The following is a 22,302-nucleotide window of genomic DNA, read 5'->3' as shown; positions in this document are numbered from 1 at the left end:
CCGATGACTTTTCCGCACACTCGCATCCTCCGGTCGTCTCGAACGCGTTTGCACTGCAAACGCTGCCTCGAGACGTCCTACGGATTCTTCATTTCAGCTAAGCGGGAAAGCATCTAGTTGGCAGAACGATCCCCCCTCTTTCTGGGCCTCGCCCGACCGCCCAAGTATCTGGGTCTCCCTGTCGGATACCTGGTGGTGCTGGCGACCGGGGTCGTTCTGCCGTTCATCTGGACCAAGTCGATGGTGTTTTTCCTGATCGGCCTTGTCGCCTATCCGATCCTCTGGTTCGTCGCCGACCGTGAGCCGCATTTCTTCGAAGTGCTGCGCGTCTCCTTTGGATCAGTGCGCCCGACGAAGAACCGGGCCCTGCACGGAGGCGACAGCTTTGGCGCTTGATGCGGGCACACTTTCCACTCACGGAACTGTTCTCCTTAAAGCGGGCGGCGCGGAGTTCGCGCGGGAGAGCTATCTCGCGGAGCACTTGCCGTATTTCGCGCTCGCGGATGACGATGTGATGGTGCTGCGCGAGGGCGACCTCTTGGCGACCCTGCGCCTTGATGGTCTGAACCCGATGACTAGCGAAGACGCCCGGCTTGATGCGCTGAAGCGCGCGGTCGCCGCCATCGTCGCCCAGACCGGCAACGCCTTCGGTTTCTACATCCACCGGATCTCCGTGCCGCAGGATCTCGGGATGCGCCCCATCGAGGGAGACAGTTTCGCAGCCGCGATCGACGCGCGCTGGCGGGCCCATGTCAAAGACCTCCGCCCCGCCAAGCGCCAGCTCTATCTCAGCGTCATCCGGCGCCCGGACATCTCCGCGCGCATCCCGCTTCTGCGCGCTCTGGCCCGCAAGGCCTGGGTCAAGGATCGCGCGACACGCCTGCAGGAGCTGACCGAGGTCATGGGCTTCTTCGAGGTGGCGCTTGCCTCGGCCAATCCAGTCAGGCTCACGAAGTCGGACGGTGAATGGCTGGGCTATCTCAATACGCTGAACGCAGGCAGCTTCTCCCCCATCGCCTTCGGGCAGAGCGCCCTGCCCCTCTCGCATACCCTGAGCAACTGTCGCGCGACCTTTGATGGCGATGTCGTCACCCTGACCGACGTCGTGACCGGTCAGGTCAAATACGGCGCGCTCTTCTCAATGAAGTCCTATCCGGCGCTGACCGACGTCACGCTGCTCGACGCGCTCGACCTGCCGCTCGACATCGTGCTGACGAACTCCTTCAGCCCGATCCCGAACAACATCATGGCCGAACGCATCCAGCGCATCATCCGCCAGATGCACGCCTCCGACGATGCGGCCGTCTCCTTGCGCGAACAGCTCGGGCAAGCAGCCGACGACCAGGAAGCGGGCCGCATCGCCTTTGGCGACCATCACCTCTCCATCGCGGTCTACGCCCCGGACCGCGATACGCTCGAACGCGCCGCCGCCCAGATCAAACGCGTTGGCCAGGAGATCATGTCGGTGATCGTGCGCGAGAACATGGCGCTGAAAGCCACGTATTTTGCGCAGTCGCCCGGCAATTTCGGCTACCGGGCGCGGAAGACGCCGATTTCCTCGATCAACTTCGCGGATTTCGCGGCCCTGCACGGCAGCGTCGAGGGGCGTGGGCCGGACCAGTCACCCTGGGGCCAGACCATCTCGGTCCTGCCGACGGTTGGCACCTCGGGCTATCGGTTCAATTTCCACGAGGCGGGCAGCCCTGGCAAGGAACCGACCGTTGGCCATACCCTTGTGCTGGGGCGCACTGGCACCGGCAAGACACTGACCACTGCTTTCCTCGCAGCACAAGCGCAGCGGGTCGGCGCGCGGCTCTTTTTCTTCGATAAGGATCGCGGGCTTGAGATGGCCGTCCGCGCCCTTGGTGGACGCTACAACGAAATCCGTGCCGGGGTGCCCACGGGGCTCAACCCACTCGCTACGGAGACCGACGAGCGCGGCCGAGCCTGGCTCTCGGACTGGCTCGCGACCCTTCTCACACGCAATGGAACCCTCTCGGGCGAGCAATCTCGCCATATCCAGAGCGCCGTCGGCCAGAACGCCGATGCGGGCGCGACCTTGCAGCGCTTTGTCAGTTTCGAGACCCTGTTCAAGTCGCTCGATGACGACGGCGAGTTGCAATCCCGCGTCGCCGAATGGGCGCCAGGTGGGCGCTATGGCTGGGTCTTTGACGAGCCCGAGCGCGGCGCAGGCCTCAAGCTCACGGGCGACATCGTTGGGTTTGATATGACCGAGATCCTCGACATGACCACCGAGCGCATGGCGGTGCTCTCCTACATCTTCCGCCAGATCGAACGCGTGGTCGAGGATCGCCGCCCCACCATCATCGTGCTCGACGAGGCCTGGAAGCTCTTGGACGATACCTATTTCGGGGCGCGGCTGGAAAACTGGCTGGTTACGCTTCGCAAGATGAACTGCGTCGTGATCATGATGACGCAATATCCGAGCCAACTGCGCGACAGCCGCGTCGGCAAAACCATCGTCGAGACGGTGCCGACGCAGATCCTCTTCCCGAACGATCGTGCTGCTGTCTCCGATTACGATTTCCTGCGCGTGAACGCCAAGGAGGCCGCGCTCCTCGTCCAGCCCACCATTGGCCAGCGCATCGCCCTTGTCCGCTCGGCGGGCGACAGCGTCTTCGTCGACGCCGACCTCTCCGCCTTGGGCAACCTCCTTCCCATCCTTGGCGGCGGCGCCACAGGCGAGGCGCGTGTGCCCGCCGATTGGCGCGCCAATCCCGATTTCTGGAGACATGTGATATGAGTTTGAAACCTCTCCTCGTGCTTTGCGCCGCCGCAAGCCTGCTGTCGGCTTGCGAGAAATACACCGAGAAAACCTCGCCCTGCTTCGGACGCAATGGCGAGCCGCAGGTGACGCGGTCCGCGCTTTCCTTCTCGACCATGGGCGCACCGGCTCAGGAGACGGCCAAACCCGACTGCACCTTCGAGCCCCTGCCCCGTCCGGAATGAGCCGCGCCGCGATCATATCCGCCGGGCTTTGCCTTGGCCTCGGCGCCCTGCCCGCACATGCCCAGGGAGTGCCGACACAGGACAATTCCGCGATCGGTCGCGCCATCGCGCGGGTGACGGCGCTGGTCGAAGATCTGGGCGTCCAGCAGGACAAGGATCGGACCGAGTCCACGCTCGCCGATGTCCAGGCCGACCAGTTGCGCGTTCTCGAAGAGATGACGGCAGCGATCACCGGTCCCGGTTTCGATATCCGCGCGCTCGAGGGCAATGCGGATTTCGGGGTGGCGGCGGTCTATCCGAACACCGATCCGAGCCCGATGAACAGCCGCCTCTTCGGCGAAGGCCGTGAGACCGTCGAGATGATGATCGTCGAGGTCGCGGGCGAATTCGCAGGCGCCCCCGGTGTGGCCCGTGCCGGGCTCTCGGCCACCCAGTGGCGCTGCCTCTTCCAGGCCCTGATCAAACAGGAAAGCCGCTTCAACGTCGCCGCCGAAAGCCCGGTCGGGGCCTATGGCTTGACCCAGCTCATGCCCGGCACCGCCTCCGATCTTGGAGTCGACCGCTATGACGTGAAAGACAACCTGCGCGGCGGCGCACGTTATATCACCACCCAGCTCAATCGGTTCGGCAATATCCCGCACGCGCTTGCAGCCTATAACGCAGGCCCGGGCCGGGTCATCGAATATGGCGGCGTGCCACCCTTTGCCGAAACGCAAGGCTACGTGCGCAATATCTCGAAGTTCTACAACGAGTATCTCGCCGTGGTGGGCGGTGCCGATGTGCTTGGCACGCTCTCACCTTCAGACTTTGCGCTCGCCGAATATGCCAGCATCTCCGAGGCCGGCGTCTATTACGCCGCCGACAGCTCCGCCACCACCGAACAGGTCATCAACCGGTTGCGCGCGATCATCTTGCAGATCGATGCGCAGCCCAATGCCAAGGCGGCTTGGGAACTCAACACCTACGCCAAGGCCGAGATCGGCCGCATCCTCAACCTCCGCGTCCGGCTGATGGCCGCCAACCAGCAGCGCGAGGCGGCCTATGCGCAGCACCTCGTGGCCGACCGGCTGGCCGAGCGCGACTTCATGCAGATGGGAGTTCCCGAATGAGACACCTTCTCCTGACCGCCGCGGCGGTCACAACACTCGGGCTCGCTTCGCCCGCTGCTGCCCAAGGCGTCCCAACCTTTGACGGCTCGGCATTGCAGCAGTTCGTGGCCCAGCTCGAGCACATGGCCGAGGACCTGAATGTCCAGATGCAGCAGCTCGCGACCATGCGGCTGGAACTGGAAACCCAGCTGTCGCAGCTGACGAACCTCGAGGCGCAACTGACCTCGCTCATTGAAAGCAGTGGGCTCGGAGAACTCTTCGCCACGGTCGAAGAATTCCGCGCGCTGCGTGGCAAACTGGTGGCCCCGCTCAATACCGCGCAATCGCTGGCGAGCGGCGATTTCCTGAGCGGCTTCAATCCCGGCGCGGAACTGTCGGCCTCGGTCGAACGGGTGCTGTCGGGCAGTGGCTTCACCTCGGAGCGCCTGAGCACGCTCTCAGGCTCCGACCAGCCCGCCGACAACCGCATCGCCACCTCAGCCGGGGCCAGTGCCATGCTGTCGGTCGCAGCGCAAGAAAGCCATGAAGAGGCAGGCCACAGCCTCGAACGGCTCGAGACAATGGTCGGGCTCATCGACGATCAGGACGGGCTGAAAGCCGCCGTCGATCTGAACACTCGTGTCACCGCCGAGCTCGGCATCATTCTAACCCAGATCTGGCGGCTGGAAGCAGCGCAAGGCGTGAGCGCCGGCCAGCTCGGCGTCGTCGATGCCGCAACCCTCGCGGATGAGCGCAAGTTCCGCTCGATGGCGGTGGATCCATGAGAATGTCCATGACCCGCAGGTTGGCGCCAATCCGGTCTCTTGGTCTCGCAGCACTTGTCGTGAGTGCCACACCCAGTGTTGCGTTGGCCCAAACCCCGACCACGCAGCCATCCGGTGACACACCCTTCAGCTCGATGGCCATCGCGCGGGAAGCAGAGGACAATTGCCGCATTCCAAAACCGCCCGCCGATCTGGCCGAGACCGCCTATCTGCGCAACGGCTACCGCGCGATCCTGCGCATCCTTGTTGCTGAAGAAGCCCTCGCCTCGGAAACCTGCACCTGCCTGCTGGATCAGTTCACCTGGGATCAGGCGCTTGACGCCCTGCCCCGGTTCCAGACCTCGGACAATCCGCGCCTGCCTTTCAAGGTACTCGATCTCTACGCTCAGGCCGATGCGCTCGAGGCGCAAGTCGTGGAGGCCTGTGCCGAGTAGATGGGCGTTATTCGCGACATCCTGAGCCAGGTCGACGCCGCGGTGGATACCGTGGCGCAGGACGGCTTTGTCTCCTCGGCGGGTGCCGTCGGCGACGTGATCTCCGCCGGGGCCGCACTCCTTGTCGTGCTCCTCGGGATCAATGCGGTCATGCAACTCCGCCCCCTGCCCTTCGGCACCGGCTTTGCCTTCGGGATGAAGGTGGCACTGGTGGGGATATTCGCGCAAAGCTGGGACAATTTCAGCGTCATCTATGACATCGTCACGCGGGTTCCGGACTCCGTCGGTGCCTCGATCCTGGCGCTCACCGGCTCGGGCGACGAGGCCGGGGTCTATGAAAGCCTCGACAACATGGTTGCCCGCATCACCGCCTATGGCGATACGATCGGCGACCGCGCGGGCTGGGTCTTCGGCGCAGTCTTGGGCGCAATCTTCTTCGTCCTTTCAGCCGTCTTTGCCGCCGTCACCGCCGGGATCATCGCCTTCGCCCGCATCGTCTTCGCGCTGATGATCGTCATCGCCCCCTTCATGATCGTGACCTCGCTCTTCAAGCCGACCCAGTCCCTCTTCGAGGCCTGGACCCGCGCCACCATCGGCTATGCGCTCATGCCGGTCGCGGCCGCCGGGGCCGCGGGCATCATCGTGGCGATCGCCGAGGCCATCGGGGACGCCTCCGCCGATCCCGGTGACGTCGAAACCGTCAGCCTCATCCTGCCCTTCCTCGTGATCCTGATCCTCAGCGCCGGGATCATGGCCTCGGTCCCCTACATCGCCTCCAACCTCACAGGCGTCGTGGGCATTGCGTCCAATGCCGTGGGCCTGACCGGGCTTGCACGTCAGGGCTTTGTAAACACACGCCAGTACGGCACGGGCGCAACCTCGCGCCTCGTCACCGGCAAGTCTCCCCATGAGCTGAACCAGATGGCGAACGCGGGTGTGGTGAAGACCGGCGAGATGATCCGGCAAAGCCCCGGCGCGCTTCTCTCCGCCGCCAAGGCCTTCCGCAAACCCTGATGTGAAAGACGATTGACTTGAAGAAGCTTGTGACCAGTTCCCCCGCGCCCGATCGCGACGCTTTCGAGGCGGATTTCATCTACGGGCCAAGACGGCGTGAGCGTTTCGCCTGGTTCGTCGCGGCGGCCGGCGTGCTGGTCGGCGTCGCCGGCATGGTCGCGGGCGCGAGCCTCTTTCCGCTCAAAACGACAGAGACCTTCGTGGTCGTCGTGGACAAGGAAACCGGCGAAATGGACCGGGTCGCCGCCGTCCAGGCGCTGACCCTTTCCGAGAGCGACGCCATTATCCAGGCCAATCTCGTGGCCTATGTCGACGATCGAGAGACCTATGACCTGACCGACGGCGAGCAGCGCATCAACTCGGTGCTCGACCGCTCCGACGGCGATGCCGCCCGCACGCTGCGTGATCTCTGGTCCTCCACCAACGAAGACTACCCGATCACGGTCTACGGCCGGGACGCCAAGATCGAGGTGGTGATCAAGTCGGTGAACCAGATCGAGCGCGGCGTGGCCCAGGTCCGCTTCACCCGCACGCTGCGCCGTCCCCGCGACACCCGCACCGTGACCCGGTCCTACGTCGCCACCGTCGGCTACGACTTCCAACCCGAAACCCGCCAGCGCCTTCAGGACGTCTGGGCCAACCCCTTGGGCTTCGTGGTGACCTCCTACCGCGTCGATGCCGAGACCCTGGAGAACTGACCCCCATGAAATCCCTGCCCGCGCTCCTCACCACGCTTCGCACCACGCTTTTTCTGGCGCTTGCCCTTCCCGTTGCCGCCTTTGCAGAGGCCACCCCGCAAGGCGGCCCGCTCGACATCCGCATCCGCACCGCCGTCTATAACGAAAACCAGGTCTACCAGATCGAGACGGATCTTCGGCATTCGACCACGATCCATTTCGGGGCCGGGGAGAGGTTCGAGGCGGTGATTGTCGGCGACACCGAAAGCTTCCAGGTCGATCCGATCCCCGAGCTTGGCAATGTGCTCACGATCAAACCGCATGTGGCCAATGCCTCCACCAACATGACGGTGATCACCAACCGCCGTACCTATTCCTTCCATCTCCGCGAAGGCTCGATACCGAACCGCACCGGCATGTTCTTCGAGGTCCGCTTCCGCTACCCCGACGAGGAGCGCCGTGCGGCGGGTTCCACCCAGCCCAAGGGATTTGAGGCGCCAAGGAACTACAACTACCGCGTCTCCGGCGAGGGCGACTTCCGCCCCAGCCATATCTATGACGACGGGCGCTACACGTATTTCGTCTTCCCGGAGAACGGTCGCCAGCCCGCGATCTTCAAGGCAGACGACCAGGGCCGCGAACGCACGGTGAACTGGACCCAGCAAGGCAACACGGTCCGGGTGCTCGGGGTGAACACATACTGGACACTGCGCATCGGAGACGAGGCGATCTGCGCCTGGCGCGACGAAAGCGCCATCTATGTGAGCAACTGACCATGGCCGATCAACCCCCTCCCGACCTGCAGGACCGCCTCGATCAGTTCAGCCAACGCGGCAAGTCCAAGCGCCGCGGCAACAGCCTCGGGGTTGGCGCGCTCGCCGCCGCCCTCGCCCTCGGCGGCGCCGGGGTCGCGTATTTCCTGGCCACCGGCCTGCAGGAAGGTGACAGCGCGCTGGAGACCTCCGATGTCGAGACCTTCCAGGACCGCCGCCCCGGCACCGGCGGGCGGCTGGAGTTTCCACCCGACGAGACAGAGCAGCGGGTCAATGACGCGCTGATCGCCGTCGAGGAAGCGCTGGAAGTGCCTGCGGCGCCGGCACCTGAACCGAGTGCCGAGGTGCTGGCCGAGATCGCCAAACTCCGCGAGGCCCTTGCCGCCAGCCAGGCCGCGCGCAACTCGGAAATCCAATCCGCTGTTGCGGATCTGCGCGAGGCCTTCGATGAACAGAAGGCTGCCTTGGAAGCGCTTATCGCTGAGAAGGAAGCAGAGCTGGCAAACCTCCAACGCCAGACAGAGACCCGCATCGAAGGTCTTCAGGCCATGCTCGATGCCGAACGGGCGCAGCGCGAGGGCCTCGAGGCCGAGCTGGACCGCGAAGGGTTGATCGCCGATCAGCGCCTTCTCGAAGAACGCCGCCGACAGGAAGAGGAACAACGCCAGCGCGAGGCCGAACGGGTCGCCGAGGAGCTTCTGACCGCGCAGATCAAATCCCCCGCCGTGGTCTACGCCGATGGTCCACGTGGTGGCCAAAGTGGTGCGGCGGTGGCCGATCCGGCGGCCGCTGGCACTGGCGGGCCGGTCCTCTCGGGCAACGAGCAGTTCCTGCAGAGTGCGCGACCGCTCGAGGTGCAGGAGGCCGCCCGCCTCAACCATCCTGAACGCACCCTGACCCAAGGGTCCGTCATCCAGGCGGCGCTCCAGACCGCTATCAACAGCGATCTGCCGGGCTCCGTTGTCGCGGTCGTCTCCGAGCCGGTCCCGGCGTTTTCCGGGGACCGGATCCTGATCCCCCGGGGCTCCCGCCTTTTTGGCCAATACCGCTCCGGGATCGACATGCACCAGAAGCGCATCCTGATCCTCTGGACCCGCGTCCTCACCCCGGACGGCACCTCGATGGAAATCGCCGCCGTGGGCGGAGATCAACTCGGTCGCTCGGGGCTTACTGGCCTCGTCGACACCAAGTTCGCCGAGCGCTTCGGCGGTGCGGCGCTGATTTCCGTGATCGGGGCGGCACCGGCCGTGGCGGCGGAGAGTGCTAACAACGAAACCACAAGCATCGTCCTTGGCGATGTCGGCAGCGACCTTCAGGATGCCGTCGGATCGGTCATTGCCGACCAGGTTTCGATCGCACCGACGATCTATGTCGATCAGGGGGCCTCGGTCACCGTGCTCGTGGACCGGGATGTGGTGATTTACTGATGGAGCAGGCATCACCAGCCTCATACCTCGAACGCTATCTCGACCCGTTCCGCGACCTCCTGAAGCGCGACGACGTTGTCGAAATCGCTATCAATCCGGACGGCAAGGTCTGGCTCGAGGTCGCAGGCGACGCCACCATGCGCCACGAAGGTCAGACCGTGGATCGCACCACAGCCCTCAACATGGCCCAGACCATCGTCGGCGACGCCAAGGCCCGCGTCTCTGAAAAGAACCCGCTCGTGTCCGGCAAGGTGGAATATGCAGGCCGGCCCCTCCGGGTCCAGGTCGCCGTGCCGCCCGCCATCGATCGCGGGGCCTCGATCACCATCCGTCTCTTCGCCGCGGGCAACGTCCGGGACTACGCGCCCACCTATCTCTTCGGCAAAGCCGTCTCGCTCGACGCGCTCCGCGCCGAGAAGATGAAGAACATTGCCAGTCTTGCCGAAGAGAACCTCGAGGCTGCCCTACAGACCCTGGTCGAGGCACGGCTCAACGTCCTGATCAGCGGCGGCACCTCGACCGGCAAGACAACCTTTGCTCGGCACCTCCTGACCCATGTGAGCGAGCACGAGCGGCTGATCACCATCGAGGACGCCTTCGAGCTCTTCCCCGGCCAACCCAACACCGTCGCCCTCCTGGCCGACCGCGGTGCCGGGTCGCAACGCAGCGCCAACGCCCTCCTTCAAGCCTCCCTCCGCATGCGCCCCGACCGCATCATCGTTGGCGAGCTGCGCGGCGCCGAGGCCCTGACCTATCTCGAAGCGATCAACACGGGCCATGGCGGATCGGTTTCCACCATCCACGCGGAAACCGCAGAGCTCGCCATCGACCGGTTGGCGATCATGGTGCTGCAGGCTGGGACGCCGCTGACCTTTGCCGAGGTGCGGGAATATATCCGGAAGTCCATCGATGTAATCGTCCAGCTCGGGCGGGTCGAGGGGAGGCGGGGGATTACGGAGTTCTATCTGCCTGGATCGCGAGACGTTCCGACAGAGCGAGCGTAGAGCGAAAATACCCTATTTCGTCTATGACAGGCACAGGTGTTCCCGTAATTTAGGAACATTAGTAAGAGTTGTTAAGGTGTATTGCCTGAAAAGGTTCACGATTTGAAAGGACGAATTGAGGAGCCTTTAGATTACTAGAGGCTTCGCAGCCAAATTTTAAGGCAAGGTAGGCGACATTGGGACCAAAAGTTTCAGCACAAGTTTAAGCGGGATGCGATGCATCAGATTACAGTGCGGGTATTCGGGAATTGAGACCTCGCGACGTTTGGGTGGCGGTACGCACCTCAACCCGATTAGCTTTGGGTTACCGATATTACCTAGATCATGACTTATGAAGGCTTGCTGTACATGTGCGTCGTCAATGACCTGTTCTCACGCCGTGTGGTTCGCTGGGACGCCTGTTGTGTGTGAAAGAACACTGAACTGGCTCTGCAGGCTCTATTGATGGCCGTATAGCGGTGTAAGCCAAACGGTGAAGCCTCGGTAGGCTCGGAGCAAGGCCCGCAATTCACAAGCCGGAAGTGACAGACGTTCTTGTACCAGCGCCGCCTAGACCCGCGCATGAGCCGACCTGGAAACAGCTATTACAACATAGTGGTCGAGAGTTTTTTCCAATCTTTGAGACGAGAGCGGATCAGGCGACGAGTATATCAAACACGCGATGAAGCAAGTCGTTACATGTTAGACAACATCAAGTATTTCATGAACTAAAACGACCGCACACGAGCAACGGAATACTGCCGCCCATTGATTTCGACATCAAGCAGCAGACCTGAACTAAGCAGGTGTATAGAAAACTAGGGGCATCTCGGTTCTTGTAAAGAGTTGCTTAGTTTCCTGTTAGAGTGACTGAGAAAGTCTACTGGCGTGCATTTGCAGAGTTGGTAGGTACTCTTCCTGTAACTTTTGCGTGCTGATCCTCGCGCTGGAGGCGCTCATGCTCATAGCTGCGACTACGTTTCCTTGGTTGTCTAGAACTGGTACAGCCATAGAGACCATTCCCTCTTCAAGTTCATTGACGGTGATTTCGAAGCCAACGTTCTTGACCTTTTTGATTCTCTCGGAAAGCTGATCTTTATTAGTTATTGTTACTGGCGTAAGCTTTTGGAGCTTATTTTTGTTCAAGTATTTGGTTAGAATTTCATTTGACTGTGCCGCTAAGAGGACGCGCCCTGTGGCGGAAGCGTATGCTGGCAGACGTCCACCTAATTTGGCGAGGCTGGAAACTATTCTTTCAGCTTCAGCACGAGCGACAAATACCGCGTAACCTTCCTCGAAAATTGCTAGCGAAATTGATTCGTTCAATTCGTCCCGAGCAGCCTCAAGATGTGCCTCCGCCAATTGGGGCAATGAGGCTGACTCATAGTAGGCTGCGCCGAGGCGAAGCATTCTTGGAGTTGGTCTATATTTGGACCCCTGTCGAAAGAGGTATCCAGCATCAGCAAGTGTGAGCAGGCAGCGCCTAGCGCTCGCCCGTGACAGACCCGCCAACTCTGCTGCACTGGCGACTGTGAGGTGCTCGTGATTCGACCCGAAAGCCTCGATAATTGTTAAGCCTTTGGCCAAGCCTGCCATGCCTTCTGGGGCGCGAGCTTTCGAAGGTGCAGGCTTCTTAAAGTTTGCGCCATCTGTCATTGGAAATTGTTTACCTGCTGTTTTGGTGTGATCAAACCACTATTCCGAATGCGGGGCTAAAGTAAGAAACCCATTGATTACCGGTTGATGCTGATCTCTATTTTTGTTCATAGGCACAGTTCGATTGCACCAATTGGTTGATCGCCGAGGTTACTCTTCCCCGTAAGGACTTATCATATGACTCCAGTGAAGGGCATGCCAAGAGCAATGTAGCCGTTGCTCTGCACGCCAACTCTGGACCACCCGAGGCTGGAGTTTTCGGGGTTTGTTCGCGATGATGGGCTGGTTGCGCCGTCGGGAAAGTGCAATAAGTTCGGGGCGTTGCATCCGATTTCGCAATGCAGTCTGTCGTCGCTTTAGTGTCTACGCCAATTCTCCAGCATTTTACCTGCATCTGCAAGGCTCTTGAACCAGTGGGGGGTGAGATGGTCCCTATTTCCCGGACAGTTTTGCGGCGCTGCTAAGCTTGCCTGTTGATCATGCCGCCGCCTGGAGGTCAGGGCCCTGATGGGCCTCGACCGGTGTTCTGCCGCCGAGCGCGGAATGCGGGCGCTCGGTGTTGTAGAAGTCGATCCACTTGCCGATGCCTGTCCGGGCTGCCGACCCGGTTTCGAATGCGTTCAGATAGACGCATTCGTACTTCAATGACCGCCATAGCCGTTCGATCATGACGTTGTCCATCCAACGACCTCGGCCGTCCATGGAGACTTTCACCGTCGCGTCGTGCAGGATCTGCGTGAAGCGCGGACTGGTGAACTGGCTGCCCTGGTCCGTGTTGAAGATCTCGGGCCTGCCATGCAGCCTGAGCGCATCCTCCAGCGCCTCGATGCAGAACTCGGTATCCATCGTGTTCGACAACCGCCAGGACAGAACCCTGCGCGTGCCCCAGTCCATGATCGCGACCAGATAGAGAAAGCCGCGCCGCATCGGGATTTAAGTTATATCGGCACACCAGACGTGGTTGGGGCGTGTGATCACCAGGTCCCTGAGCAGATACGGATACTTGCGGTGCTCCGGATGCGGCACCGTCGTCTTTGGCTTCTGGTAGACGGCCCGCAGGCCCATCCGCGCCATCAGCCGCCGGACGCGCTTGCGTCCGACGCAATAGCCCTGCTTACGCAGGTGCCTTGCCATCTGACGGCTGCCATAGAACGGCGTCTCCATGAACTGGGCATCGATCAACTTCATCAGCGCCAGGTTCAGCGGCGTCTCCGTCCTGCCCGGGCCATACCATGCCGACCGGCTGATCCTGACCAGAGCGCATTGCCGGGTGATCGACAGCACGAGGTGCCACGGATCGATCATCTCTCGCCTCCGGGCCATGCTCACCGCCCGGAGGCTTTCGCTAAAAAATCCCGTTCCACAACGAGCTGGCCGATTTTGGCGTGCAACTTCTCGATCTCGCCGTCCTTCTCGGCGGCCTTCGCCTCGGCTTTGCCCGAGAAAATCCCGGACATGCCCTCGAGCGCCTGCCGCTTCCAGGTGTCGATCAAGGTCTGATGCACGCCATGCTTTGCCACCAGCTCGGCGACCGTCAGCTCGCCACGGATGGCCTCGAGCGCCACCTTCGCCTTAAACTCGGCTTTCGTTTGTCAGCCACGCTGTTCTTCCTCGTCATCGTTGGCGGCAAGCTTAGCAGTGTGTCCGGTTTTCAGGGACCACCTCACTCAGATCCAGTGCCGGACAGAAGCATGAGTGAATATCGACGACTGTTAGAACCCAGGGCAATGCAACCACACTTGAACCAGGTCTTCATTAAGGCTCGCTCTTGCCCCACGCGGAGCGTTGACAAGCGCGGCTCCAGTCAATATGGTTCGCTAATAGAACGTCGTTCGCTTATCGAACGTACGGAGGGGACTAAAGTTGCCCAAATAAAGGACTGGGTGCTTGGTGCGAAAAAACCGTGGAGGACGCATGAGGAAGATTTCGCTAAAGAAAGCTGTATTTGCAGCTTTTGTGGGAGTAGTTGGGACGTTGACAGTCGGCACCGTCGCGACGGCACAAGAGTTTACTCTGAAACTACATCAGTTTTTGCCTGCCCAGGCTCACGTGCCCAAGAATGTCTTGGACGTATGGGCCGACAATGTGGAGCGCGATTCCGGCGGCCGCATCAAAATTGAACGGTATCCTTCAATGCAACTCGGAGGCAGGCCTCCTGAATTGATCGAGCAAGTCACAGACGGCGCAGTTGATATCATTTGGACTGTAATCGGCTATACCCCTGGTCGTTTCCCGCGCACCGAAGTTTTTGAATTACCCTTCATTCTCCCGAACGCCGAAGTTGGATCTCGCGCCTTCTACGAGATGTTCGAAAACGAAATGAAGGACGAAGAGTTTAAGGATATGCATGTCCTGGGCGTTTGGACTCATGGACCGGGATCCTTTCATTCGTCCAAGCCCATCGTGAACTTGGAAGATCTGAGGGGGATGAAGATTCGCGGTGCGTCTCGCACGGTCAACATGCTTCTCGAAGAACTGGGCGCAACGCCGGTAGGAATGCCAGTTCCGGCCGTTCCTGAATCTTTGTCGAAGGGCGTGATTGATGCAGCGACTTTACCTTGGGAGGTAGTTCTAAGTTTGAAAGTTCCAGAACTTGTACACAATCACACGGAGTTCACAGGAAACGCTCTCTACACTGCCACGTTTGTGTTCGCCATGAATAATGCAACCTATGATGGTCTTCCTGACGATTTGAAGAAAGTGATCGACGACAATTCGGGCTTTGAATTCTCTGCCTGGGCTGGAGTTACTCAAGAAGCCTACGCGTCACCAAGCCGCGAAATTGCTCGAGAGATGGGGAACAGTATCGTAGTTCTGGATGAAGAACAGTCAAAGATCTGGAGAGATGCTGCGCAACCTGTCTACGACAAATGGGCTGCTGACATGGACGAGCGTGGTTTTGACGGCTCCGCTTTGATTGAAGAGGCAGAAAAGCTCATAGCGAAGTATTCTGCTGAGCAAAAATAAAGCGCGAAAAAAATATCTAGGGGTCAGGTGCGTCGAAGTGCCTGGCCCTTGAAGCGATGAATGAAACGGTTCCATGCATTGAGCGCGGCGCTAAAAATAAAATTCCTGTTGGGAGGGCCAGAATTGGCGACATATAGGTTCTTTGAGCAGCTATCAAAAGCTGCGGCAATATTTGGTGGTCTTGTATTGATTGGCATCACCATTTTGACATGTGCGTCTATTGCGGGTCGGGCAATGATTGGCCTAGGCCTAGGTCCAATCAAAGGTGACTTTGAATTGGTTGAGGCTGGTGTAGCAATAGCTGTATGTGCGTTTCTTCCTTGGTGCCAAATGCAGCGAGGACATGCGACCGTCGATCTTTTTACGAATATGCTTCCCATTGATGTAAATCGTTGGATCAATCTGATTTCTGAAGCGCTGATGGCGATGGCGCTGGCTGTGATGACTTGGAAACTGTGGGACGGAATGGCAAATAAATTCGAATATGGCGATACAACTTTTATCCTCGAGATGCCTGTTTGGTGGCCCTACTTGGCTTGTTTCATTGTTTTGGTTCTCGCGTGTGTCGTTGCGGCATATCTTGTATTCGCAAGAGCCGTAGAGGCTTCAACCAAGACCAACATCATTTCTGGCTCGGGAGCGGTCCATTGAGTGTTCTTGAAATAGGAATTTGGTCGTTTCCTGCCCTTCTTGTCCTAATCTTTCTCCGCATTCCCATCGGTCTGTCGATGTTGGTTGCCGGAGTGCTCGGCTCGTATCTAGTCACTGACAGTTGGTTGCCCATCTTGTCGAAAATGAAAAATGAGACTTACTCAACATTTTCAAGCTATTCGCTGTCTATCGTGCCGTTGTTCTTGCTTATGGGCCAGTTTGCAACTTTGGGCGGAATGTCGCAGGCGCTGTTTAACTCAGCCGAAAAATGGGTAGGGCACAAAAGAGGCGGCGTTGCTATGGCCGCTATTGGCGCTTGCGCTGGTTTCGGTTCGATTTGTGGTTCTTCCTTGGCCACGGCTGCTACAATGAGCCAGGTCGCTCTACCGGAACTGCGCCGGCACGGGTATTCTGGACAATTGGCTACAGGCACTCTGGCCGCCGGCGGGACGCTTGGGATTTTGATTCCTCCGTCGTTTGTTCTTGTTATCTATGCCATTCTGACGGAACAGAATATTGCAAAGCTATTTGTTGTGGCGTTTATTCCTGGGCTCCTCGCTGCTTTAGGATATATGATCGCAATTTCAATCTATGTTAGACTATTCCCCGAAACTGCCGGATCGAGGGAGAGAGCTCCCTATTCAGAAAGATTTCGATCGCTGATTGAGGTTTGGCCGGTAGTAGTGATTTTTCTTGCAGTAGTAGGAGGAATCTACTCCGGTTGGTTTACACCGACCGAGGGAGCTGCCGTTGGTGCCGCAGGAACTGGTCTTCTGGCTTTGATCAATGGCGGGCTAACTTGGAAGACACTTGTGTCGTGTCTGCTGTCAACAGCATCCGCAACAGCCATGATTTTCTTCATCGTTTTTGGTGCAAGTATCTACAATGGCTTTTTAGCTTTGAGCCAAGTTCCTGTCGAACTTGCGAATTGGGTAGTAGAGCTAGGGCTGAACCCGTGGGCAGTCTTGGTCTTGATTCTGTTGGTCTACTTAGTTTTGGGGTGCGTCATGGATTCTCTGTCTATGATTTTACTTACGATCCCAATTTTTTTCCCCATAGTCTCTGCGCTTGATTATGGGCTGGGAGCTGAGGAGTTTGCACTCTGGTTTGGGATCATTGTTCTTATCGTAGTGGAGGTGGGGTTAATTACACCACCGGTCGGTATGAACCTTTTCGTTATCAATTCTATGGCAAAGGAAACGCCTCTTTCTGCTACGTTTAGAGGTGTCGTGCCTTTCATTTTGTCCGATTTGATTAGGACTGCGATATTGGTAATGTTCCCCTCAATTACATTGGTGCTTTTGCGAATGCTTTACTGACCGTTGGCGGGATAGACTTCGCCTTTCTCAACTTAGTCTTCTTCCGCCTAAGTCGCACTTAATCTCGCAGAGCAGTGAAGTGAATGAAAATTCGGAGATTAACAGGTTAGCCGGAGTATGGAGCCCACATTACTTTGTGGGCTCCATACAAAATCCGAAGTCGATGTTGAGTAGCAGCTTAGGTTACTTCGCAAAAATTCAGGCATCCTGCCGTTGCCTAACTTTGCTAGGTAGCGGCGTACGACCTTCGGCAATGAAAAGTTGAAAGATGATCGACTCGAACGATGCCTTAGCCGTTTTCGAGGAATTTGGAATACCAAAGGAGGAATTATGCCTAAACGTACCTTTGTTTTGGTGCCGGGAGCCTGGTTTGGTGGCTGGGTTTGGCGCGATCTGGCTGAGCGACTGCGTATGCAGGGGTGTATCGTCACTACCCCAACACTAACCGGTCTAGGTGAGCGCTGTCATACTAATTCCAATTCTGCCGATCTGACCCTTCATATTGAGGATGTAGTTTCGCACATTCAAATGGAAGGGCTAGACAATGTTGATCTATTGGGGTGGAGCTACGGAGGTATGGTTATCTCCGGGGTGCACTCCAGAATCCCTGAAAAAATTAGATCTCTAATATTTTTCGATGCATTTATGCCTGATAACGGTATGTCGCTGGTAGATATGATAGATATCGATAAGCGGGAATTGTACGATACGGCACGAGGCGCAGACCAAAAAATTCCTCCCATTTCTATGAAGGCTTTCGGCGTTAACGATCCAACAGTACTTGAATTTGTAGAGCCGCGGACGTGCTTGCAGCCTTGGCGTACGTTTTTTGAGCCAGTTAGTGTTTCGCCTGACATCGGTCTAGTTTCGCAGTCTTATATACTTTGCACCAAATGGGGAATAGTTTCGCCTATGACTCGTTTTCTGCCTTTGGCGCTTACGCGCAAGGCGAATGTAATTAAAGTCAAAGGTAGTCATCTGGCAATGCTGACCGAACCAGATGAAACACTTGCTGCCGTACTATCCACTCCTTAAGGCGCCCTAAACCGATTCATCACATACATTTAGATTTGCTCAGATGTACCGCAGAAATCTCATATTATAGATGGCACAGTTTGCGGGCTAGCGCTGTAATTGATGGGCTACCGCTTCCGCGCAAGATGCCGATCTTTTGTGGGGGCAGTCAGTATCAGTTATAGAATCGCAAATTTCGTTTTCAGCGTGTGAATGCTCTGGAGGAGTGCCAAATTCATTCGGCTAACATTCTAGGGTGGAGATTTTCCTCCGAATTGTTGTTGTGAGGTACGTGAAAACAATGCAAATGGTTGCTCGCCAAAGATGGCTATCTAGAGCCTCATCCATTCTGCTGCTCGGTGGAACCGTTTTCACTCTCGCAGATTTGTTAAGTGAAAATCACTTGTTTGCAGGAGCTGCGATGGTGTTGATCGTGTCTCACATTCTATTGTGCTGGCATTCCGTGCGATCGAACTCCAAAATTATGTTCCTACTCGCCATCCTATCTGGGTTGTTATTGATTCTTGCCGGGGGCGAGGTGGAAAGCCTTGCCCTTGCTGCGAGCCGCGCGCTCTACCTTCCAGCGCTGCTGACCGTCATGGCGATTCTGCGGGTGGCTGCGACACGTTCGAAAATCGTTAGCACCGCTGCGCACTTCCTGGTCACCCAGTCACCTTCACGGAGGTTTGCGCTTTTGGCAAGCGGAAGTCATATCTTTGGCATCTTGCTGAACCTTGGTGGTATCCAGCTTCTGTTAACGATTGCGTTGGCGCAGCGTAACCGTCTCGCGCCAACGCACGATATTGGAGAAGTACAGGGCCAGAGAATTACAAATGCAGTACTCCGCGGATTCGGAGCGACGATTCTTTGGTCGCCTATGGGCCTCGCGATCAACATGCTCATCCCAATGATGCCGAGCATCGATTACATTTCCTATTTGCCATATGGTCTCGGTCTAACTGTGATATTCTTCGTCCTAGGTTGGATCTTTGATCGCCTGGAAAACACGGTTCACCCTACATTTGTGCCACCGACTCATGAAGGCGCTGGTTTGGCGATGGTCGCGCTTCTCGGATTAGTTCTCTCTATCACGGGGTTATCGGCTGTTTCGGAGGCGCTGATCGGAATTCCATTACGTGCGGCAATTCTAATTGTTATTCCCTTAGTAGCGGTCCTTTGGGTGCTACTAACTGAAAGGCAACCCTTCTCTAATAGCCTGACATCCCTCGCCCGCGAAGGTTTCAAAGCGCTCCCGGATTCCACCAGTGAAATTTGCCTGATTGGGGCCAGTGCCTTTCTTGGTTTTACTGTTGTTGAAATACTACCAGACGATCATCTTCGAAAGCTGTTTGAGAGTGTTTCAATTAGTCCTGGCGCAGTGGGATGCATTGTTATTCTTCTTATGACAGCGGCTGGCCAACTTGGTTTATCGCCGATGGTAAGTGCGTTGGTTTGTACCGGTGCAATAATCTCATCAGGAATTGATGTGCCCGATCTGATATTGATGATAGCTGTCATGTGTGGCTGGTCTGGTACCATGCTCATTTCTCCATTTGCATCACCATTGGCGATCGCCGTGGCCTTGACTGGCAAGCCCGCTCATGAGGTTGGGCTGAAATGGAACGGCAGCTTTGTGGTGTGCTATTATTTGGTAATAATGATAGTACTTTTGATCGCAGGCGCGATGACCTGAGCTAATGGGATGAACAGCCTTCCCACCAACCCGCTGCTAGAGTGTCGGACTAGGTGGAGAGAGGAGAATCTGATGGCCATGCTTTCCTCTTTACTTTTTAATGTCTGGCGTAAGACCTGGGAGGCTACGCCGCATCTAAAGCGCTCTATAGCTAGTGGAAGCTTTGAAGTTACAAAGGTCTTTTTGCGCGGATAATGGCCGGCGTCGTTCAAGGACACGACGAGGACAAGACCTCAAAGTTCGCTGTAACCTACCTGAAGATGCTCCGTTGCGCGACCGGTAGGGTCTTTAAAAGAGGGAGCGATGCCACCTTATCTGTCGCACTAAGGGCGGCGTGGACACAAAACTTAATTCCAAACCCAAAGCAACGGACAGCCTGCGCGAAGTACAACCAGCGCCGCAATTGGGCCGAAAGCACGTTCGGCAGGCTCAAGGATTGGAGGTGTGTGGCGACGCGCCATGACCGAAGTCACAAGGTTTTCCTCTCCGCTATCGTTCTCGCACTAGTCGTCATCTACTGGTTTTGGATTTTGACACTAAGCCAAGAACTGAAAGTGTCACTTGAGAAAGTCCGAGAAAGGGAAGCCCGGGTGCCGGGCTTGAAAGGATAGAGAGAGCCTCATCCGGGTCCGGCATGACAAGGACCCTGATCATGGCCAAGACCACAACTCGCCCGAAACCCGCCACCTCCAAGAAGACCGAAGCATCCGGATCGGCCGCGCCTGACGGCGCCGCCGACATCCGAATGATCCCGCTCGATCAGTTGGAGCCGAGCCCGCTCAACGTCCGCAAAGTCGCGGCAAGCGCCAGCGATGATGCAGAACTCCTCGCGAGCATCCGCGAGACGGGCATCAAACAGAACCTGGTGGTTCATGCGTTGTCAGAGACACGTTTTGCGGTAGATGCCGGCGGTCGCCGCCTCAAGGCGCTGAAACAACTCGCCGAGAACGGTGTGATCCCCGCAGACCACCCGGTGCCCTGCCTCGTCGAAGATGAGCGCAACGCTGTCCTCACCTCCGCCACGGAAAACCTCCAGCGCGCTGCCATGCACCCGGCAGACCAGTTCGAAGCTTTCGACAAGATGATCGCTGAAGGCCGCAGCGAGGACGAGATTGCGCTGAAATTCGGCGTCTCCGTCGACCTGGTGCGCCGCCGTTTGAAACTCGCTCGTGTCGCGCCCGAGATCATCGAGCAGTTCCGCGCAGGCGATCTGACCCTCGAATGCGTCATGGCGTTCACGCTGACCGACGATCATGATCGTCAACTGGCGGTCTGGAACGCGGTGAAGGGTAGCTATCACATCCATCCTCAAAGCATCAAACGCCAGCTGACCGAGACGGCGCATTCGGCGAACTCGGCCTTGGGGCGTTTTGTCGGTATCGAGGCCTATGAGGCGGCGGGTGGTGTTCTGCTGCGTGATCTCTTCGATGATCGTGCCTGCGCCCATATGGAAAACCCCGACCTCCTCGAGCGCCTCGCTATCGAAAAGTTGCAGGCTGCGGCCAAACCCTTCGAGGCCGACTGGAAATGGGTCGAGGTGCATCTCTCGGTGGATTATGGCGCGTTTCGCAGTTTCGGGCGGGTCTATCCGCAGGATATCGACCCCGATCCGGACCTGCTTGCCGAGGAAGAGCGTCTCATCGCGCGCGAGGAAGAACTGGCGGCGCAGAATGACGGTGAGGATTGGACTGACGCCGAAACCGAGGAATATTACGCCATTGAGCCGCGCCTGCGTGAGATCGAGGCCCTTCAGCGCGAACGGCAACCCTATGCGGACGAAGATCGCGCTATTGCCGGTGTCGTTCTGACCATCGGTCATGACGGGGCGCTTCGGGTCGAGAAAGGCCTCGTGCGACCGGAGGATATTCCGGCCGCGCCCGAGCCCGACGATACCACCAAAAATGCGGATGGCGCCCCCTCCCCTGCCCGGCCACAGGTGACGCCGCCGACCTCCTCCACGCCGGTGCCGAGCTCCGACCCGGCCGCGACGTTGCGCAAAGCCGATGGGATTTCGGCGAGCTTGGCCGATGATCTGCGCGCAACGCGCCAGCATATCCTCAGGGCACATCTCGCGGCGGATTTCGAGGTGGCGTTCGATGCGATGCTCTACGCGCTCTGCGAACAGGCTTTGGGGCGGTCCTACAACAACGAGGCGCTCGACATCTCGATCCGTCCCTTCCAGGTGCAGAACCGCGAGGTGCTGCATGCAGATACTGTTGCCCAAAAGATGCTCGAGGCGCTGGAACAGGATCTCGCTACTGACTGGATGACGCTGGAGAAACCCCAGGACTTCCGGGCGATGTCGGCGCTGCCCATCGCGGACAAGCAGGCGCTGTTCGCCTGGGCAACGGGTTTGGCGGTCAAACCGCAGCTGTCCTCCGACAATCGCCCCTCCCCGATCATCGAAGAGATTGGTGCGCGGCTTGATGTCGACGTCGCGGCTTGCTGGCGCCCGACGGCGCAGAATTACTGGGGTCGGGTCAACAAGGGCCATGCGGTTGCCACGTCGCGCAAGTTGATTGGTGACGACTACGCCGAGGATCGCAATCGCGAGCGCAAGGGCGATATCTCCGCCGCGATGGAGCGGGCTTTCGCGGAAACCGCCAGCGAGACGGAAGGTTTCGACGCCGCGACGGTTGCAAAGACGACGCGCTGGCTGCCCGACGGGATGGTGTTTGCCGGTGCGACTGAGGCCGACGCCAAAATGATTGGCGATGCGTCCGAGGCGGAGGAAGGCGACGTGCCCGCCGCAGACGTACTGGCCGAGGCGGAGAGTGAGGAACCGTCGTCCTTGCCCGCCTTTCTCAGCGGGGACGCGGCCTGACGACGCGAACACCGATCTGATTACCAC

General features: G+C 58.4%; 18 protein-coding genes and 1 pseudogene. 17 read left to right on the top strand and 2 right to left on the bottom strand.

Going from position 1 to position 22,302, the window contains the following annotated elements; genetic code table 11:
• The first annotated feature begins 117 nt into the window (after positions 1-117).
• Genes ACXADQ_RS01535 through virB11 form a run of 11 tightly spaced genes read left to right on the top strand, consistent with a single transcriptional unit; the run spans position 118 to position 10,172 of the window.
• Positions 118-396 (top strand): VirB3 family type IV secretion system protein, encoded by a 279-nt coding sequence (locus ACXADQ_RS01535; RefSeq protein WP_009574107.1) that lies wholly within the window; start codon positions 118-120, stop codon positions 394-396.
• The gene (locus ACXADQ_RS01530; RefSeq protein WP_238368162.1) at positions 386-2,764 is read left to right on the top strand and encodes a VirB4 family type IV secretion/conjugal transfer ATPase; all 2,379 of its coding nucleotides are present in this window, start codon (positions 386-388) and stop codon (positions 2,762-2,764) included. The genes ACXADQ_RS01535 and ACXADQ_RS01530 overlap by 11 nt, the downstream gene beginning before the upstream one ends.
• Entirely contained in the window at positions 2,761-2,970 is a 210-nt protein-coding gene (locus tag ACXADQ_RS01525; protein WP_009574109.1) for a hypothetical protein, read from the top strand. Before ACXADQ_RS01530 ends, ACXADQ_RS01525 begins: the two co-directional genes overlap by 4 nt.
• Complete coding sequence (locus ACXADQ_RS01520) at positions 2,967-4,079, top strand: lytic transglycosylase domain-containing protein (RefSeq protein WP_009574110.1); 1,113 nt, start codon at positions 2,967-2,969, stop codon at positions 4,077-4,079. The genes ACXADQ_RS01525 and ACXADQ_RS01520 overlap by 4 nt, the downstream gene beginning before the upstream one ends.
• Positions 4,076-4,843, top strand: coding sequence for a type IV secretion system protein (locus ACXADQ_RS01515; protein ID WP_238368163.1), 768 nt, complete (start codon positions 4,076-4,078; stop codon positions 4,841-4,843). Before ACXADQ_RS01520 ends, ACXADQ_RS01515 begins: the two co-directional genes overlap by 4 nt.
• A gap of 8 nt (positions 4,844-4,851) precedes the next feature.
• A complete protein-coding gene (locus ACXADQ_RS01510) occupies positions 4,852-5,277 on the top strand; it encodes a hypothetical protein (protein WP_009574112.1) in 426 nt (141 codons plus the stop codon).
• Positions 5,278-6,291: a TrbL/VirB6 family protein gene (locus tag ACXADQ_RS01505; RefSeq protein WP_009574113.1), complete on the top strand. Its 1,014-nt coding sequence runs from the start codon at positions 5,278-5,280 to the stop codon at positions 6,289-6,291.
• Positions 6,292-6,308: 17 nt separating this feature from the next.
• Positions 6,309-6,989, top strand: coding sequence for a VirB8 family type IV secretion system protein (locus ACXADQ_RS01500; protein WP_037210179.1), 681 nt, complete (start codon positions 6,309-6,311; stop codon positions 6,987-6,989).
• A gap of 5 nt (positions 6,990-6,994) precedes the next feature.
• The gene (locus ACXADQ_RS01495) at positions 6,995-7,741 is read left to right on the top strand and encodes a TrbG/VirB9 family P-type conjugative transfer protein (protein ID WP_475314338.1); all 747 of its coding nucleotides are present in this window, start codon (positions 6,995-6,997) and stop codon (positions 7,739-7,741) included.
• Positions 7,742-7,743: 2 nt separating this feature from the next.
• On the top strand, positions 7,744-9,168 hold the full coding sequence (locus ACXADQ_RS01490; RefSeq protein ID WP_475314334.1) for a TrbI/VirB10 family protein: 1,425 nt from the start codon (positions 7,744-7,746) through the stop codon (positions 9,166-9,168).
• Complete coding sequence (gene virB11, locus ACXADQ_RS01485) at positions 9,168-10,172, top strand: P-type DNA transfer ATPase VirB11 (protein WP_009574117.1); 1,005 nt, start codon at positions 9,168-9,170, stop codon at positions 10,170-10,172. The genes ACXADQ_RS01490 and virB11 overlap by 1 nt, the downstream gene beginning before the upstream one ends.
• An 840-nt stretch (positions 10,173-11,012) precedes the next feature.
• Here the strand turns inward: virB11 and ACXADQ_RS01480 are convergent.
• Positions 11,013-11,807, bottom strand: coding sequence for an IclR family transcriptional regulator domain-containing protein (locus ACXADQ_RS01480; protein WP_009574118.1), 795 nt, complete (start codon positions 11,805-11,807; stop codon positions 11,013-11,015).
• A gap of 477 nt (positions 11,808-12,284) precedes the next feature.
• A pseudogene (locus tag ACXADQ_RS01475) lies at positions 12,285-13,372 on the bottom strand (IS3 family transposase).
• Positions 13,373-13,721: 349 nt separating this feature from the next.
• On the opposite strand from ACXADQ_RS01475, the gene ACXADQ_RS01470 reads away from it, so the two are divergent.
• The 6 genes from ACXADQ_RS01470 (at position 13,722) to ACXADQ_RS01445 (ending at position 22,275) form a co-directional block, all read left to right on the top strand.
• A complete protein-coding gene (locus tag ACXADQ_RS01470; RefSeq protein ID WP_009574122.1) occupies positions 13,722-14,774 on the top strand; it encodes a TRAP transporter substrate-binding protein in 1,053 nt (350 codons plus the stop codon).
• A gap of 60 nt (positions 14,775-14,834) precedes the next feature.
• A complete protein-coding gene (locus tag ACXADQ_RS01465) occupies positions 14,835-15,425 on the top strand; it encodes a TRAP transporter small permease (protein WP_009574123.1) in 591 nt (196 codons plus the stop codon).
• Positions 15,422-16,744, top strand: coding sequence for a TRAP transporter large permease (locus tag ACXADQ_RS01460; protein WP_009574124.1), 1,323 nt, complete (start codon positions 15,422-15,424; stop codon positions 16,742-16,744). The genes ACXADQ_RS01465 and ACXADQ_RS01460 overlap by 4 nt, the downstream gene beginning before the upstream one ends.
• Before the next feature lie 330 nt (positions 16,745-17,074).
• The gene (locus tag ACXADQ_RS01455; RefSeq protein ID WP_009574125.1) at positions 17,075-17,779 is read left to right on the top strand and encodes an alpha/beta hydrolase; all 705 of its coding nucleotides are present in this window, start codon (positions 17,075-17,077) and stop codon (positions 17,777-17,779) included.
• Positions 17,780-18,059: 280 nt separating this feature from the next.
• Entirely contained in the window at positions 18,060-19,451 is a 1,392-nt protein-coding gene (locus tag ACXADQ_RS01450; RefSeq protein WP_040403090.1) for a hypothetical protein, read from the top strand.
• A gap of 652 nt (positions 19,452-20,103) precedes the next feature.
• Entirely contained in the window at positions 20,104-22,275 is a 2,172-nt protein-coding gene (locus ACXADQ_RS01445) for a ParB/RepB/Spo0J family partition protein (RefSeq protein ID WP_009574128.1), read from the top strand.
• The last annotated feature ends 27 nt before the right edge of the window (positions 22,276-22,302 follow it).

The organism is Thalassovita sp. ABM4_323, from assembly GCF_056158665.1.
This window is presented reverse-complemented; position numbering and strand designations above follow the sequence as displayed.